The sequence below is a fragment of the Pontibacter pamirensis genome (genome assembly GCF_010015475.1).
In the GTDB taxonomy this organism is placed as follows: domain Bacteria; phylum Bacteroidota; class Bacteroidia; order Cytophagales; family Hymenobacteraceae; genus Pontibacter; species Pontibacter pamirensis.
Map to the genome: position 1 here is coordinate 119,169 of NZ_SSNI01000002.1, position 17,442 is coordinate 136,610.

Annotated in this window: 9 protein-coding genes; 1 reads left to right on the top strand and 8 read right to left on the bottom strand. The window is 45.6% G+C overall.

Annotated features, from left to right (window positions below):
* Positions 1 to 18: 18 nt before the first annotated feature.
* The 7 genes from E1919_RS03340 to E1919_RS03370 form a co-directional block, all read right to left on the bottom strand.
* Positions 19 to 3,225: a SusC/RagA family TonB-linked outer membrane protein gene (locus E1919_RS03340; RefSeq protein ID WP_237143975.1), complete on the bottom strand. Its 3,207-nt coding sequence runs from the start codon at positions 3,223 to 3,225 to the stop codon at positions 19 to 21.
* Between the two features lie 1,057 nt (positions 3,226 to 4,282).
* On the bottom strand, positions 4,283 to 4,945 hold the full coding sequence (locus tag E1919_RS03345; protein WP_162051918.1) for a GDSL-type esterase/lipase family protein: 663 nt from the start codon (positions 4,943 to 4,945) through the stop codon (positions 4,283 to 4,285).
* 102 nt (positions 4,946 to 5,047) lie between these two features.
* The gene (locus E1919_RS03350) at positions 5,048 to 5,812 is read right to left on the bottom strand and encodes a 3-keto-disaccharide hydrolase (protein ID WP_162051919.1); all 765 of its coding nucleotides are present in this window, start codon (positions 5,810 to 5,812) and stop codon (positions 5,048 to 5,050) included.
* Positions 5,813 to 5,923: 111 nt separating this feature from the next.
* Positions 5,924 to 7,891: a c-type cytochrome gene (locus tag E1919_RS03355; protein ID WP_162051920.1), complete on the bottom strand. Its 1,968-nt coding sequence runs from the start codon at positions 7,889 to 7,891 to the stop codon at positions 5,924 to 5,926.
* A gap of 18 nt (positions 7,892 to 7,909) precedes the next feature.
* A complete protein-coding gene (locus E1919_RS03360) occupies positions 7,910 to 9,751 on the bottom strand; it encodes a 3-keto-alpha-glucoside-1,2-lyase-like domain-containing protein (RefSeq protein ID WP_162051921.1) in 1,842 nt (613 codons plus the stop codon).
* 296 nt (positions 9,752 to 10,047) lie between these two features.
* Positions 10,048 to 14,187, bottom strand: coding sequence for a hybrid sensor histidine kinase/response regulator transcription factor (locus tag E1919_RS03365; protein WP_237143976.1), 4,140 nt, complete (start codon positions 14,185 to 14,187; stop codon positions 10,048 to 10,050).
* Positions 14,188 to 14,889: 702 nt separating this feature from the next.
* Positions 14,890 to 16,068 (bottom strand): Pycsar system effector family protein, encoded by a 1,179-nt coding sequence (locus E1919_RS03370; RefSeq protein WP_162051923.1) that lies wholly within the window; start codon positions 16,066 to 16,068, stop codon positions 14,890 to 14,892.
* Between the two features lie 273 nt (positions 16,069 to 16,341).
* Between E1919_RS03370 and E1919_RS27875 the strand changes: the two genes are divergently transcribed.
* Entirely contained in the window at positions 16,342 to 16,464 is a 123-nt protein-coding gene (locus E1919_RS27875) for a hypothetical protein (protein WP_262888686.1), read from the top strand.
* A 63-nt stretch (positions 16,465 to 16,527) separates the two neighbouring features.
* On the opposite strand, the gene E1919_RS03375 is transcribed toward E1919_RS27875, so the two are convergent.
* Positions 16,528 to 17,442 carry a DUF1574 family protein gene (locus tag E1919_RS03375; protein WP_162051924.1) on the bottom strand — a complete coding sequence of 305 codons (915 nt, stop codon included), beginning with the start codon at positions 17,440 to 17,442 and terminating at the stop codon, positions 16,528 to 16,530.

Genomic DNA, 17,442 nt, shown 5'->3' on the forward strand with positions numbered 1-17,442 from the left:
TTGCTCTTTGTGTTTTAATTAAAAATTAATACCAACGTTTACTGAGTAAACCGGTGTTAGCGGGTAGCGGCCATAATCTACACCGATGGCGGCATTTCCTGCGTTTGCGTTAGGTCCTACATAAGAACCAACTTCAGGATCATATCCGGAGTAACCTGTGATGGTGTAAACGTTTTGTGCGCTTACGCCAATTCTCGCTCCTTGAATGAACTTCAGTTTTTCCAGCATTGAAGAAGGCAGGTTGTAGTTTAAGGTCACGTTTTTAAGTCTTACAAAGGAACCATCCTCTACAAACTTGTCAGTGTGACGCTGGAAGTTATTGTTCTTATTACCTCCTGACATTCTGGCTACAGTGGTACCAGGGTTTGCGAGGTACGGGTTACCCTCTGCGTCTAGTTCCACTCTGGCATAATCAAATGCGCCAATAAACAAGTTTCTACCAATGTTAATGTTGTTCGGGTTCGTGTTCTCATTACGAAGGTAGTTGTAGATGTCATTTCCAATCGTACTGGTGATCAGCACACTCAGGTCAAAGCCTTTGTAAGAGAAATCGTTGGTGAAACCAGCATAGTATTTTGGCCAGGGATTACCGATGAATGTCTGGTCCTCACCCGTGATGATGCCATCACCATTTATATCACGGTACTTCACATCACCAACCCATATGCTGTTTTCAGCAATCGGGAACTCTACACCATTGTTGTCGGCTGGTAAAGCGCTGTTCTGAATTTCCTCAACAGACCCAAAGATGCCTTCTTCGATGTAGCCGTAGAACAACCAGGGAGCCTGGCCCACCACCGTACGCTGTGTCCAGTTATTCATCCACCAGTTGATGCGGTCTATCTGGCTGGTTTCAGTGGTCAGACCAGTCACTTCTGTTTTGAAGTGAGACAAGTTAAAGTTTGTTGACCATCTGAAGGCTGTATTGTCGATGTTAATGGTGTTCAAGGTAAAGCTCCAGCCTTTATTTTGCAGGGAACCAATGTTCACTGTAGGAGGCGCAATAGCACCGTTTCCGTTTGTACCCATGTACCATGGCAATGCGCTACCTAAAATCAGGTTATCGGTGTCTTTAATATAGTAATCTGCTTCTAACTGCACTCTGTTATCAAACAAGCCTAAGTTTATACCAAAGTTGTTTGTCTTCGTTTCTTCCCACTGGAAGTTCGGGTTAGGATATCTGCTTGCTATAAAACCAGTGCCCCATGGTGTTGGACCAGCAGCAAGCGTACCGAAGATGGCGCCGCTGTTTCCCTGGTTACCGGTCAGACCGATTTCATAACGCAGTCTTAAGTCACTTACAAAAGGGACATTGAAGAAATCTTCCTCAGACACTCTCCAGGCAGCTGATACGGATGGGAAATAACCCCATCTGTTTTCCGGACCGAAGTTTACAGAACCATCCGCACGGAAGGCACCTGTAATGATATATCGCTCATCGTAGTTATAAATAGCTCTACCCAGATAAGACCTCATTGCCCACTCACCTTGCCCGCCTCTTGCAACACTTGTTGCCTCATCTCCAGCATTCAGATCTATTACGTCGTTCGTCTGAAAGCCACGTCTCTCGCCAAACAGGTTTTTCCAGTTAGATTCATTCACCTCGTGCGTTGCCATCAGGTTGATGCCATGCTTCCCAAATTGCTTTTGGTATTGAAGCATCTGGTTCCAGTTATAGGAGGTGTTTAAACTGTTGTTGTTATTCAGAATGGCTACTGTATTTTGCTGATAACCAAACTGGTAAGTTGGAAGAAAGTAAGTTGAGTTTGAAAAACCAACGTTTCCGTTAAAGGATGTGCTGAAGTTAAGATCATCAGTGATTTTGACCCCTAACGTCAGGCCACCCAGCAACTGGCGCTTTTGCAGGTCATTTCGTGTCAGTGCAGCAAGCCCGATTGGGTTTGGCGGTGTAAACTGCTCAGCAGAATTATTCGTTACGTTTCCTCCTCCCCATGTTCCATCCAGATTTCTTACTGGGATGTGTGGCGCCAGCTGTATAGCTCTCGTGATCACATCAGACTGTGTTGATGAGATACTTTCATCTGTTTGCGCATAATTAAGATTAGCTTTGATAGAAAGCCAGTCTTTCGCCTGGTTATCTAAGTTTAGTCGTACCGAAGCTCGGTTGAAGCCAGACCCTAAGGCAACACCATCCTGATTAAGGTATTCACCTGAAAGGTAGTAAGTTGTTTTCTCGCTACCGCCACTTAAGCTCAGCTGGTGCTTTTGCATAGGAGCACTTTTAAATAGCTCTTCCTGCCAATCAGTTCCTTCACCTAACAACGCTGGATCCAAAAAGTCCTCGCGAACATTTCCGCCTGCAATAGCTTTGAATTCGTTGTCCATTTGGGCATACTGGCGCAGGTTCATTACCTCCAACTTTTCAGGAGCCGTCTGTAAGCTGTACAGGTAGGCATAGTTAATACGTATATCACCGGCTTTACCACGCTTGGTTGTAATCAGAACTACACCGTTCGTAGCTCTTGAACCATAAAGAGCTGTAGCAGAAGGTCCTTGAAGAATCTCCATGCTTTCAATATCCGCTGGGTTCAGGGTAGAAAGTGGGTTCGAGCCAGAAGGAGAAATAGCACCTTCAATCTGCACACCGTCAATCACATATAGCGGCTCATTTGTTCCACCGATAGAGTTAACCCCTCTGATGTTCACAGATATACCGCCACCTGGCGCACCTGTGTTTTGTGTCACGTAAACGCCGGCGGCACGCCCCTGAATGGCCTGCTCAATCGTAGTGTTAACAGTCTTTTCGATTGATTCTGAAGTAATGGTAGTCTGAGCTCCTGTTACCTCACTTTTCCTAACCTCACCGTAACCGGTAATCACTACCTCTTCCAGCAATTTCTCATCTGGTCTCAAAGTGATGGTGATGTTAGAACGGCCGTTTACAGGAACCTCTTGCGAAGTAAAACCTATGTAAGATACCATCAGAACAGCGTCACTAGCAGCCTGAAGCTGGAACTGTCCCTGAGCATCTGTAATAGCACCAGCAGATGTTCCCTTCACCCCAATACTTACGCCTGGTAACGGTGAGTTATCTTCCGATGACACAACTCTACCACTCACTGGCTGAGTTGTCTGTGCAAAGCTAAAAACGCTTTGCAGCAGAAGGAAAGCCAACATCACTGGGGCCAGCCTCCATGCTTTTAGCGAGTCACTAACAGGATGATTAAATAAATAACCCCTGTAGAAGTACATGTGTTTCATCATGATTAAATATAAAATTTGTGTAGATTATTATTTGTACAGATTATTGTTGGTCAAAAAAATTGAAAATCGTTCTCCTCAAGCATCTCTCTTAAGTTTTAAATTTAACTTACTAGCAGGCTGCACGCTTTTGGTTTACAAGTGATTAGTCAATCATCTAAATGCGTAGAATAAATCATCGAATTCCGTCTAAATCAGGAAGAAGCCTTCCAAAAAATTATGGTTACATAACTGCCGTACTTCCGCTGAACATGAACCTTATAGTATAAATTCCGCATAAACCTTTCATTTACCTTGGGATTGTTAAAAAATTTAATCTCTCAAACAGCACAAAACACGCATTTTCATTCACTCTGGCTTCTGACACATGCCGATATAGTAAATTTAGACGTTCTACAGCCTTGTCTATGATACTACTTTAACAAACCTTGCATCAGACTTAACTTTTAAAGTTAAAATTTTGCTGCAATTATTTCCTGAAATCGGTTGCAAAACTCTGGCGTAGCATTATTATAACTCATTTTCTTGTTTTAAAACAACCTTAAATTGGATAAAGCAGCAGCTCTTAAGAAATACAACAAGATATTACTAGGTGAAGATTGTAGCACACGAAGCTACATATATTGTTTTACAAAAAGAATAATTTCCTTACCTGGTGCAAAAATCAGTGAGCCTATACTCAACTGCGACAGGTGATTTGTCACTTTTAACGCTACTAAAGTACGAATATATTCATTGCTGCAGGGGTATCAAATGTTTCTAATGTGTACCCCAACTGTTAACTAGAGCGTATTCAACTAGTAATAGGCCTAAAGCGTGCTTTTGACACTGTTGATCTTTACCGTTTCATAAAGCTTGCAGGAGATAATCAAATTTCGTCAAAAAAATAGTGAAATTTCCTCAATGAGATATTTGCTAGTTTTGAAACACTTGTTTTGCATTACTCTTTTCAGTTTACTTTATGTTAAAGGGAAGTTCAAAAACAACACCCATCCCAGTATTACAGAACCAGCACAGCATAGAGAACAGGCTTTGCATCGTGCGCAGGAGTTGCTTTATGTTACTTAGCCGATACTGCTTTTAATGGTTTAATGGCTTCATACACTTCATTGGCTATAAGTGCGGCTCCGGCATCATTTGGGTGAACGCCATCGTAGGTAAGGGCGGCTTTGCCCAGGAAAGGCGTATACAGATCTATTGTTTTCGCATTAGTTTGTCGGGCGATTTTCTCTATGGCAGGTAACACCTCGTTCTTTACCACATTTTCATTTATGCCCCACTTATCCTCGAAAACAGGAACAGGGTATGCCAGGTATACCTGCGGATTGGAAGGCAGCTTTTGGAAAGACTTTACCAAGGCTTTATAATCCTTTATAAAATCTTTTTTGTGCTGCCAATTCTGTGGCTTCGAATCATTAGTACCCAACTTGATAACAACTATATCCGGATTCCAGGCCAGCACTTCGCCATACTTTTCCTCATTCCAGTACGGAAAATCGCCTTTCTTCAGCAGCGTTCGACCACCAATGCCATAGTTCTTTACTTCATACTGCTCCCCAAGAAGTATCTGCAGCACGTCAGGGTATGTTTGCTTTAACCCTGCACCCTCTGTTATACTGTTGCCTACACAGGCCACTTTAACTTTGGACTGCGCCTGTACAGCGATGTTATGAAAGAGCAGGAAGACAATAGCGAAAGCCAGAAAGGTAATCTGTTTTTTCATCTTGTAAATTTAAAATGCTGTTATAGAGTCAGGTGAACAGGTCGTAAAAGTATAAACAGAGCACGGCCTTGAAGCGGCTGCCCTGTTTATACTTCTATATTATTATAACTCTCTGATCCAGACATTGCGGTACTGTACAGGATTGCCGTGGTCCTGCAGGCTGATAGGCGCCTTGCCATGGGCTTTGTACTCAGGAAGGCCGATATACTCTGTTGGTCCCTTCACTTCCGTGTTATTTTGTACCAGTATGCCGTTATGAAGCACCGTTACGCGAGCGGGAGTAAACAGAGTGCCATCTTCTTTGAAGCGCGGGGCAGTATAGATGATGTCGTAAACGTTCCAATCAGTAGGTTGGCGCATGGCGTTTACTAGCGGGCGGTGCTGCTTGTATATACTGCCTGCCTGGCCATTGGAATACGTTCTGTTGTTGTAGTTATCCAGTACCTGCACTTCATAACGGTCCTGCAGAAAGATGCCGCTGTTGCCGCGGCCCTGGCTTTCACCTTTCACTTCGTCCGGTGCACTCCATTCTATGTGCAGCTGAAAATCTTCGAACTCCTTTTTAGTAGAGATATCGCCTTTGCCTACTGTGAACACATTGTTCTTTACCTGCCATTTGGCCTCACCACTTCCGTCCTTGGCTTTCCATTGTGAAAGGTCCTTGTCATCAAACAGCACAATGGCATCAGACGGAGCAGCATTGTTTGCCGCCGGCGTTACTACACGCACTGCGGGTTCCCAGAACTCGGTCATCTCCGGTACCATCTTCGGCGGCTTCGGTGTTTCCTGTGCTTTTGTGTTGGTATAGGCCAGCAAACCAAGGGCTATAGCGGCGAAAGTAGCTTTCTTTGAAAGAATAGATTTCATATGTGTAAGGGTTCTTTTGGTTTCTGTTTTTAGCTCTGTCTTGCCACATGTTTTTAACTAGTGAGAAGCATAAACTAATTTTGTGATGTCGTCTGGCTTACAATCTACAAATTATTTCAGAGAATTGATCCAGGAAGCTATTTTGAGCGCCTCCGCCTCTGGCACCTGCGGCATCGGTGGCATTGGTGTGGCATAGCTTGGCCAATTTTCAGGTTTGGGCTCATGAATCAGCTGTACAATTTGCTTGTCAGAGTACTTTCGCTTGGCTACTTCCCTGAATGCCGGCCCTACTTGCTTTTTGTCTGTACTATGGCAAGCCAAACAAGTATTTTTTGCCAGGAGCGGCTTGATATCCTTGTCAAAATCAAGTACAACGGATTTTGCCTGAGCCTGTTTGGCAATTTGTGCACCATTAGTAGCGCTAGCTGCTGACTTTTGTGCAGTCTTTGCTGTGCCGGCTTTCTGCTGTGCAGTGGCTGAATTAATGGTGCTCACCTCGCTCATACTCAGTTTCTGCCCTTCCGGGACGTTGTTCAGCGTGTAGTAGCCAGTGGGGTGTACTAGTGAGTAATAATTGTCCTTCGCACGCACACCATCCAGCTTAATATGATGGATGTAACCCTTGCGCAGATTATCCACAATGAGGCGTGCCTTCATACCATCCTCTGATACTTTCACTCCTTTTATAGGAAGTGTTGCCATGTTTACAGGAGGGCTGCCATACACTGCATGGTACTTATAAATGAAGCTTTCGACGCCGTAAGAGGCAATATCCGCTGCCGACTTTCTATCCACGGGTTTGGTGAATTCTATCTCAAAACCGTCCGGCATCGCCTTTACGGTGCGCATCTCGAACGGAAGTTTGTTGTTCCAAACCAAGCGCTGCAGCCCTTGGTTGGCATCGCCGGCAGCACCCCAGCCACGACTTGTCTCCCCCACAAAAAGAGAGCCGTCCGGAGCCCAGGCCATACGTAACACACCTGATTGGAAACCGCCACGGAAATCGAAGGCAACTCCTTGGTACTCGCCGTTCACCTTCTCCATCACCACGCGCATAATTTTGCTTTGCCCCTGGTCTCCAACCAGCAACTGCCCACCGAATGGGCCAAAGTTTTCCTCCGGAATTTTCACTATTTCAGAGTTTGAGATGCCCAGTATTCCGTGCGGTAACCAGACCGCAGGTGTCTGCAGCCCCGGTAGCTCCTCCTTCATATCATACATCGTCACGAAATCCTCGTTCTGAACGTTCTCCGGCTTCACAGGCTCTCCACTGTCGTCAAACTCTTCGCGCGGTTTTATTTTGGAGAAGATCTGCTCCTGCTTCAGCTTTACAGGTGAATCTAGCCTGTCTGCCCAGCGCAAGCCGCCCGGGTGCACCGTGAAAGCACCTTTCTTTACGTGCCAGATGCCACCGGAGCCTACCCAGTCGCCTTGGTTTTCGGAGTAGAACATCTCTCCGTCTATCATACCCAGTCCTGCGGGTGAGCGAAGCCCTGTGGCCCATGGCTCCATCTTGCCATCTTCAGTGATGCGCATCATCCAGCCACGCATCGGCACCAAGCTCTTGGCGTGCCACCATGGGTTTGGGAAGCCTAAGTTGGCCGAAACAAAGAAGGAGCCATCCGGCGCTATTTTTGGGCCGAAGCTATACTCATGGTAGTTCCCTGATAAAGGCCAGGCATACACCGTCTCAAACAAATCTGCCTTGCCATCATTGTTCGTGTCCGTCATTTTTGTCAGTTCCCCGCGCTGGGCAGCATATAGCGCCCCATCCTTGTAAGCCAGGCCAAGCACCTCGTGCAAACCAGAGGCAAATTTGCGAAAAAAGGGCTGTGCAGAGGTAGGGTTCTCCACGATGAAAATATCCCCTCTACGGGTGGAAACGCCCAGGTTTCCATTTGGTAGCACCGTCAGGCCACCTACTTCCAGCAGCGTGCCCTCTGGAGAACTGATTCTCATTATCTTGAAAAAGTCTTCTTCCATCGGCGACTCCTGCGCCTGCACTTGTGTGCCAAGGCAAGCTATCAGGCCTGTTGCCAGCAGCATACTTCGCAGTATATTTTTACTTCTATTCTTCATGCTTCGTACTTAAATAAACTAAAAAAGAACGGAATAGGTCAGTTTCTCGCGCACAGGAATGATTAGTTCCTGGCGACCTGCCATATTCCTTACCACAGGCTTGGCCCCTCCGGCATCATCCAACCGCACATAGTAGGACTTGCCATCCACGAGGTACATACCTTTTGCCACCTCTTCAATTTTCTCTCCTTCTACCAGGCGCACATATAAATTATTTGTCGGGTTCTGGAGGCTTATGTGCCGCTGAATTCCCTTCCCATTCTGAAGCACGCTAATAGCGTCCTCCACGTTGGCGCCATACACACTGTACATAAACGTAGGCTCTTCTTTCTCATTTAACCTGTAGCCACGCTGGCGGTATGCGCTGCCAGTTGTGTCTGTTGCCCATGCAGCCTGCTCTGAGGCAAGTTTGGCAATGGAGAGTGTTGGTTTCCCGAAATGCTGAATAGAACCAATCGCTAGGGAGGAGCCGTCACCACGGTCATGCCACATTGGGGTTGCATCGAGGAAGCCACCGCGCCATAGTTGCACGAGCGAGCCGTGGTCCATGTCGTAGGTATAGTGGAGTTCTTCCGGGCTGCCCACTGATACGGCATGTGTTACGCGATGGCCACCCTGTATGTCAATAAAGCTGCGGAGGATTGGCTTCTCCTGTGGGTCTACCAAAATCGGATCTACCAAACTTTCCAGCCCCACTTCTTTATCGCTGATCAGGAACTTGCGCAGGTCTGGACCAGATACGTAAAGGGCCATCTCTGGCTGCGCCCAATCCAAGTACTTAGAGTAGACTACTTCAATTGGCATCTTTCCCGCTGGCAGTTTTACAGAGCCGGTGCCGTTCCAGTACTTCATTGGCACTACCTCTTCATTATTTATTCTCACCAAACCTGCCCCTCCGGGTGTGGTGAGGTCGAAAGTATACTCCCCAGGCTCTTTTACAATGATGGAACCAGTATAGCGGAGCAGGAATTGCCTTGCCTCCGTATTCAAGTTGGAAGTCAGAATGCCAGATGGTCCTTCAGCTTCCGGCGGAATGTCTTTATAGAACGGCTCCTTCTCATGCCTGCCCGGGTATATGGCATACTTCAAGTCTGTTAGCTCCAGGCGAGGTTTCACAAAATGTGTGACCACCATGTTTTTGAAAGCTACGGCACCATGATCACCCTGGATGCGGAGCGGCCCACTGGCTACCTCTTCGTTACTGATAGCGCCTCTGGTAGGTCCGAACAGCTCTACGTTCTCGTGTATCGGCACACCGTTTAACTCTACGAGCAGCATTTTAGCATTCTCTATTTTATTGCCATTCGCATCAAAACGAGGTGCCTGGAAAGAGATTTTCAGGTGCTGCCACAGGCCCGGCGCACGACCTACGTTCTGGCGGGGAGCATAGCCCTGGTACCCCTCCTGCCCCTTCGGACGGCTTGTGTCCCAGCGTTCGTATATGCCGCCGTTGTTGCTGGCAGAGCGGCTCGTTTTTCCCCAGCTGTCTTCCAGCTGCAGTTCGTAGCGCCCCTGCAAATAAATACCGGAGTTAGAGCCTTTGGCCATCATATAATCCAGCTCCACATCCACATCTCCGTGCTCAAATGTGGTGAGCAGGTCTTTGCCAGCGCCTTTCCTGCGTGGCAGGTTCACCAGCACACCGGTGCCGGTGCTTGTGTTGAGTTTGTTCTCCTTGTCCAGGATAGCTGTTACGTCTCCCACAACCTGCCAGCTTTTGCCAGGATTCTGGAAAGCCGACAGATCCTTTAACTCAAGTCTGTTGGGTTGGCTGCTTGCCTCCTGCGTTGTTGCCGCACAGACTATAAAAGCACAGGCTGCAACTAACCTTTTAATAGAAATTTTTGGGGCTTTATACATTTTACTTTAGAATAATGAATCTATCCTTCAAGAGTGAGTAAGTAATTACAGCTTCGAAATTACATAATTGCGCTGGATAGAGGGGGTATAAAATGTTTCAGATAAGAGAACAACGTGTTAACATGTTAATGAAACAGCCACAGAAGCACCTTTTTGTGAATAAAATGGTTCCTTTTGTTTCCGATTTCGCTTTGCAGGTGCTGCATTGCCTTCTTTCCTGACTTTGTTCCTATGGCAGGAAAAGTCACAAAAAAGCTGAGGTTTTCCCTCAACTTTTCTCTATGCGCTAAGCAATTTTATGCCTGCGTTTCCTTTTGCCTGCTTTCAGCATACTGCGACGGCAGGATTTTGTACTCTTCTTTAAAATACTTTGTGAAGTACTTCCTGTTATTGAAGCCTACTTTATAGGCCACCTCTGCCACCGTCAACTGGCTCTTCTCGAGGATCTGTGCCGCATGCTGCAGCCTGATCTTCCGGATAAACTCTACCGGCGACTGCCCGGTTATCGCTAGCAGCTTTTTATAGAGGTGTACCCTACTCACGCCCAGCTCTTTACTCAGTATCTCTACTGAGAAATCAGCATTAGAGAGGTTCTCTTCCACCGTTTTTATAGCATTCTGCACCAGCTTATCGTCCAGGGAAACAACTTTCTCCTCACTTGACTGTACACTGATTTTCTTTTCAAACACTTTCTGCAGCAGTTCACGCTGCGTAATCAGGTTTTTAATACGCGATAGCAGCAGCTCGAAACTGAAGGGCTTGGTTATATAGTCGTTGGCTCCGATATTCAGGCCATCCAGCTTCTTATCCTCTGAGGCATGCGCTGTAAGCAGCACAAACGGGATATGGGAGGTGCGGGAGTCAGCTTTTATCTTTTTACAAAGGTCAATTCCGTTTACTTCCGGCATCATCAAATCACTCACAATCAGGTCGGGCATATGCGCCAGCGCCTTCTGCCATCCCTCTCTACCGTCTTTCGCCTCAATGATGGTGAAGTGCTCCTTCAGGTTGTCCTTTAGGTAAAACCTGAAATCTTCATTGTCCTCTACCAACAACACCACAGGGGCATTATCGAGGTAACTGGAAACCTGCAGCTTGTCCGGCGTAGCTGCTTCTCTTTCTTTCGAAGCATTTGCATCCTTTTCCTTCACCTCTTCGGCTTCCAGTGCATGCAGCTGCATTATTTCCTTTACAGGAATAGTAACAGTAAAGCAACTGCCCTGCCCCGGAGCACTATCCAGGGTGATGATACCCCCATGTATTTTCACGAATTCTTTTGTAATAGATAAGCCGATACCACTGCCCTGGTTCACCATGTTCCCCGGCACTACATCCTGGAAGAATCGCTCGAACACCTTCTTATGATTCTCTTTGGCAATTCCAATGCCACTGTCCCTTACTTTCAGTTCCAGAATCTTAATGCCCGTAGAAGAGGAATCGTTGTCGTAGCAGTTCAGCTCTACATTAATAAAACCATAGTCAGGCGTGAACTTGAAGGCGTTAGACAGCAGGTTAAACAGGATTTTCTCCAGTTTATCCATATCAAAAGACGCCTGCAGCTCCGGTACATTCGCCTTAAAGGTTAAGGTAATGTTTTTCTTTTCCGACAGGGCGGAGAAGGAATTAACCGTTGCTTCCACAAACTTCACCACGTTGCCTTCGGATGGGTATAGGCTAATTTCCTCTACCTCGATCTTCCGGAAGTCAAGCAGTTGGTTCACAAGGTTAAGCAGTCGCTTGGCATTCCGGTTTATCATCTCGAACTGCTGCAACTGGTCCGGGTTCTTCGTGGTTTTCAGCAGGCTCTCAATCGGAGCCAGAATCAGGGTAAGCGGTGTCTTGAACTCGTGGCTCACGTTTGTCAGGAACTTGATTTTCATGAGGTCAAGTTCGTGCAGCTGATGGGCCTCTCTTCTCTCCTGCTCTATCAGGAAATTTGCCCTTGCCCTTTGCAGCAGCACCTTCCGGGCAAAAATCAACAGGACAAAAGCCAGCACACCATACAGGGCAAATGCCTCTGTTGTCAGCCAGAAGGGAGCAAGCACCGTAACTTGCATGCTGATTCCTTCCTCGTTCCAGATACCATCGTTATTGGAGGCCATCACCTTTAGTTCATACTCTCCCGGATCAAGGTTAGTATAGGTAACTCTCCTGTTGGTATTGTTTGTCGTATGCCATTCTTTGTCGAAGCCCTCCAGCATATAGCGATACTTTGTCTTTTCAGGATGAAAGAAGTTAAGCGCAGCGAACTCTATAGAGAAAACGTTTTCGTCGTGCTTTAAAGAAACAGCCTGTGTCTCAGAAATTGCTTTAGGCAGCAGCACACGGCCATTCACCGCTTTCCCAGCCTCCACACTCTTGTTAAACAGCTGAAAATCGGTGAACACAATGCGGGGCGATAAGCTGTTTTCTCCTATACGCTCAGGCAGGAAAATATTCAGGCCGTTTGGCCCGCCAAACACGATTTCTCCTTTACTTGTTACATAAGCAGCGTTTTCGTTGAAAGCTTTACTTTGCAGGCCATCCAGTTCATCAAAATTCCTGAAGGTAGCCACCATTGCATTCTTTCTGTCCAATAGCATGTTCGATATACCACTAGGAGTGGATAACCAGATGTTCTTAGCCTTATCTTCTACTATGGCGACAATCGTATTGCTGGGTAGTCCATCTGCTACGGTATAGTGTCGGAAGGAATTTGTCTTCTCATTGTAAAGATCAAGGCCTTCCGAAGTTCCTATCCAGATGTTTTGCTCACTGTCTCTCAGGATGTAGGTGATGTTGTTACTGACAAGGCTATGGGGATCTTTCGGATCATGGGAAAAGTAGGTGCTCTTGCCGGTTTCCCGGTTGAATACATCTATACCATAGCCTCCTCCAACCCATAGATTGCCTTTGCTGTCTTCCGCAATAGAGGAAAGATAGTCACAATGCACCGGAAACTCTCCTTCTCCTAACCGGGAATGGCGAAACACGTTTTGCTGGCGATCAAACAGCTCCAGCCCACCCCGAAGCGTAGCGACCCATAGGTCTCCCTTGGAGTCTTCATAAAGCTCCCAGATGCTATCATCAGACAGGCTATGCGGATCCCGCGGATCATTTCTATAGTGGGTGAAGCCTGTACCATCGAACTTATTTAATCCGCCAAGGTAAGTCCCTACCCATAAGGTGTTATTTTTGTCTATCAGCAGGCTTACGACTACATCGCTGCTCAGGCTGTTCGGGTTGTTTACATCGTGCCGATAGCGGGTGTACGTTCCAGCGGCCCTATCCCAGTATAACAAACCTTCGCCGTTGGTGCCAATCCATAGGTTCCCCTTCGCATCTTCAACAAAAGAATTCACATCATCATACGGAAGGCTGGTGCTGACAGAGGACTGGTGCTTTATGTGCGGGAAGCGGATATTGTTCGGGTGGTAATAGTTGACGCCTTTCTTAAAGGTTCCAATCCAGACAATGCCTTCATCATCTTTATAAAGTGTATTGATGCTGTTATGCGAAAGGCTTTTCTCCACCTCAGGGTTATGGCGGATATAGTGTACAGAGAAATCTTTCTTGTCTATTTCGTTGATGCCGCCGTGGTCAGTACCAATCCAGATCTTCCCTTTGGCACCTTCCACTACGCCTCTTACCATATTGTTGTTAAGCTGCAGCTTTGCGGCTTTTTTATGGAAATGAGAGAGTGACTTACTTTTATTGTCGTAAAAGAAAACCCCTCCCGGTACATTTTGCAGGTGTACCCAAAGGTCATCGTCACTATCAACAGTTAGGGAATAGTTCAGCTGCTCCTGGTTAAAACTTTTGTAAATTTCATCATTACGCTCCATTACCTGCAGCGTCTGAGAGTTTATCTTATCCAGGATGCCGTTCCTGTGGATAACCCACAGATTGCCTTCAGAGTCCTGCCGGATGGCAGATACATCGTTGGTGCTGAGCGTGTTTTTGCTGTTGAAGGCATGCGTAAGCCTTGCGGAGCTGCCATCGGCAGGATTGTACCTGGTAATGCCCTTTCCTGTACTTATAAACCAGTAATTGCCCGCTGCGTCTTTCACAGCATCTTCAACAATGGCATCAGGTAAACCGTACTTCTTCAGTATGCCTTCGTGCTGCCTGGAGAATCTTTCTGTTGCAGGATCATAAATACAGGCTCCATTACTGGTTTGTATCCATATTTTACCTTCCGGTCCTTCAAATAACTTCAAAACGTCGTTATTTACCAGGGAAGAACTATCGTTGGAGTTGTACTTGAAAACTTTAAACTTATAGCCATCATAGCGGTTGAGCCCGGAGGAGGTACCAACCCAAAGAAACCCTCTGCTATCTTTCAGAAAGCTCTTAATCTGGTTATCTGATAACCCGTTGTTGATATCTAAGAGAGAAAACCTGTAGTGCTCTGGTATAGCAGCAAGTACAGCGTTTAAATTCCCTGCTAGAAGCAAAATGAATACTAATAACCTGTTTAAATGCATGATTGCAGTAAAGAATAAGATTATCGCAGTTTCTAAATTAGACAAAATTCTTTAGAAACCCTCCATTTTTGTTACCTGAACCCAAAGGCGCAGGTTTGAAAACACGTGCCATCCAAATTGAAAATCGGGTTTCTTTAGCTATAAAGCCAGCTGGCACATTCATCTTCTTCAGAAGGAAGTTGCACCTAAATTAATTCCATTCTACCCTGAAATTATACTGCTACGTGATGTGATACCGCATGAGGGAAAGTAAGAGGCAAGGCTTAAAGTTCCCTAATGGTCCAATTGAGTTGTAGCATTTGTTTAGCGGAGGAAAGGCAGGTAGCTTCTGTTGAAAGCTAAATTGAAGTTATATAGCAATGGTATGTTTGTCGAACGCATTATGCAGATGCCCTGGAAGCCGCACGAGAAGTGGCAGAGAGCTTCTTTAAAACCATAACGATTATCTATCACCTGTCTTGCTCACAGTCGAGGAGGTCTGCTTTCGGCTGTATGGATATTTTCTACAATAGGAAGAGAAGGCGTTTAAGTCTTGGCTACACCACGCCAGCATGAGCGTTCACATCTGAAAAACATACTGGTTGGCTGGTAAAATTCCTCCAGTCAAACGCTACAGTTCCACCTATCTTCAGCTATACCTCTCTTGGTAGCGTTGCTTTTCCTGAACGCAGACTATTGCCCAAATAAAAACCAGGCGATAGCATAGCTTGCTAAAACCACGGCAAAACCGACCATGAAAATAGTGTAAGCAATTTTCAGCAGTCGGTATTTTCTGGCTAATACCTTCCCCTGCAGGTAGATATTATCAATCATGCTGTTGTACAGTTTGTCATGGTCGCGCATGATGTTTCGGATACCGTTCTTATACGTGTCAGAGCTAAGCTGCACAAAGTCCCCAAAAAAGAGCAGGTCTCTGCTGTCTTCCGGCACAGTTGTTTTCTTGATGTTCGGGCGGGTAGATAGTACTGCAAAAATGATGGTTAAAAGACAAACTAGGGTAAGCATGATGGACGGGATCATCAGGTGGGGCACTTCTTCAAACTTCCTGACGAAAGTGGAAATTAGAATGGAGGCAACAATAGCGTTGATAGATATCATCAGGTTCGCTTTGCCATCTGCCATCACGCTTAATTGCAGGTGACTGGCCATGGTGGTTCTGAACATCGTCTCTATCCCTTTACTTACCTTCTGTTCTTTCTCCTTTACCAGGTCTTTCTTCAGCTTTTTATTTTCCTCCCAAACCGCTTCCAGTTCAGCGTTATCTTTGCTCAGTTCCTTCAACTTCTTTTTCAGTAGCTTGAGGTTCTTCTCCTTGCCGTCAGAGAAGGCGCTTATGGCGTATCTTGTAAAAAAGGCGTGTTTCTTAAACAGCGAGACCTGTTTGTTCATCCATTCATACAGGTCCCGTTTCTTCCGCGATTTGGCTTTTGCCTGTTTCTCCTCCTGCGTCAGGTAATCGGGTGCGGCCAGGAAGCTTGCTACAGCATCACAAAGCGCCTCCTCCAGCGTATCCTGTGGGCACTGCGGGTAATGGGTGGCGGCTATGCACTGCTTTACTTTCTGAATCTCAGTATGAGACAGCCCACTATTTTCCAGGTATTCTGTTACCGGTAAAGAGGCAGCACCGTCTATAGGTTCTCCTGATGTAGCATAACTGATATCATGGAGCCAGGCTGCCAAGAGCAGTATTTCCATTTCCTCCTCCTGCAGTGTACTGGACCTACCCACCTCTTCCGCTACGGCAACCAGCTCTTTTGTGTGCTTTAAATCAAAGCCTATCGTCTCACCAGCTGCCAGTAACTGATGCTCAACGTAAGAATGCGTTCTTTCAAGGATTTTATTATCAACCATTTCCATCCCTTTACATTTAACCTCCCGATGATGCTTTAAGTTTGCTTTCAGAACTTGCAGCAGTTCCTACACTTGCAACAAGCTTCTTTTACAATTAACCTTGTTATACGCAGGCAAAACTGTATGAATTAAATATAATATAAAATTATATCATTCTCAATCTAATACATTTAAGATGTGGAATTAGAATAAAATAATAGAATACCAGAAGTAAAATAGTCTAAGCTTAGCTAACAAGGCCCTACTATAATAGCAGAACAGGGAAAATAACAGATGTATTCCGACCTGTCAGGTTGGATGGCCGAACTTCCTTCTCAGGCACAAGTAAAGAACTATGACCACAATCCCTTTAAGAACAAGCTTCCAGGTGCAGGTGGCAACAATGCCACTACATGAAAGAATTAGACAGGAAGGTTCTTCCTATACAAAATCAGGTAATCAAACAATCAGCCTCATGCACTACATCAACTTTTCGTTCAAGATTCTGGTGAACTTTGCAGCGCCTTTATAGTTCAGATGATCATTGTCGTAGAAGTCATTAATGGTGAAGCGTTTGTCGTTACTGTAATCCAGGTAAGTCATATCAAACTCTTTTCTCAAAGCTTTCAAAGCTTTCATGTTTGCGAGTTTATACTTCTCCTTTGTGAATTTACTGTACGTTCTGTAAACAGGCGTTGCAACGAGCACTACTTCTATTCCTCTTTTTTCCGCAGCGGCCAGTATCTCCTCTAAATATTCCATATTCTTCGTGTAACTACTTGCCAGCATATTGCTGTGGTGCAGTGCAACTCTCCTTTTGCCTGTTACATAATTGATTCTTTTGATTTCACCTGCCGGGTATCCTCTCCACCCGTCCTCTCTTTCGTTTGCAACTAAGTTGACATCAAAATTCCTCAGAAGGTATGATTTTACTTTTCCTGGGGTGTAAAGAGCTACAAAACTGAAAGCAGCCGGTTCAAAGGGATTTAAATCAGGATGCTTAATATCACTGAACCTATAGTAGAAATATTCACGCCAGGCTTCTTTAGAAGTATGGCTATCACTCCAGAGCGTGAAATAAGACACTGGCAAAACAACCGTTTCCAACTCTTTGGCAGAACCTATGTACTTGAGCAGTATTTCCTTATCATAAAAAACTGTCTGACTCACGTTTGCAGCGTTGAAGGCACTCTTTGTCAGATATTCCGGATTGATTCCACTAACCCCATGGGAGCTTCCTAGTAATAGGATTTCACATCCAGCAATCTGCCTTTCTAAAGCTCTTCTCCTAAACTTATAACTGTTATCGAGAGAAGAAAGCCTGTACTCGGAATAAAAGTAAATGACTGCAAAAGGAAAAGTAAGTAGCAAGAGCTTCTTAAACAATTTAATCAT

Bases quoted from the DNA above. Each gene is read 5' to 3' on its own strand.
- E1919_RS03375 (WP_162051924.1), bottom strand. From the start codon at position 17,442: ATGATTAAATTGTTTAAGAAGCTCTTGCTACTTACTTTTCCTTTTGCA.
- E1919_RS03355 (WP_162051920.1), bottom strand. From the start codon at position 7,891: ATGAAGAATAGAAGTAAAAATATACTGCGAAGTATGCTGCTGGCAACA.
- E1919_RS03360 (WP_162051921.1), bottom strand. From the start codon at position 9,751: ATGTATAAAGCCCCAAAAATTTCTATTAAAAGGTTAGTTGCAGCCTGT.
- E1919_RS03345 (WP_162051918.1), bottom strand. From the start codon at position 4,945: ATGAAAAAACAGATTACCTTTCTGGCTTTCGCTATTGTCTTCCTGCTC.
- E1919_RS27875 (WP_262888686.1), top strand. From the start codon at position 16,342: ATGTATTCCGACCTGTCAGGTTGGATGGCCGAACTTCCTTCTCAGGCA.
- E1919_RS03370 (WP_162051923.1), bottom strand. From the start codon at position 16,068: ATGGTTGATAATAAAATCCTTGAAAGAACGCATTCTTACGTTGAGCAT.
- E1919_RS03340 (WP_237143975.1), bottom strand. From the start codon at position 3,225: ATGATGAAACACATGTACTTCTACAGGGGTTATTTATTTAATCATCCT.
- E1919_RS03350 (WP_162051919.1), bottom strand. From the start codon at position 5,812: ATGAAATCTATTCTTTCAAAGAAAGCTACTTTCGCCGCTATAGCCCTT.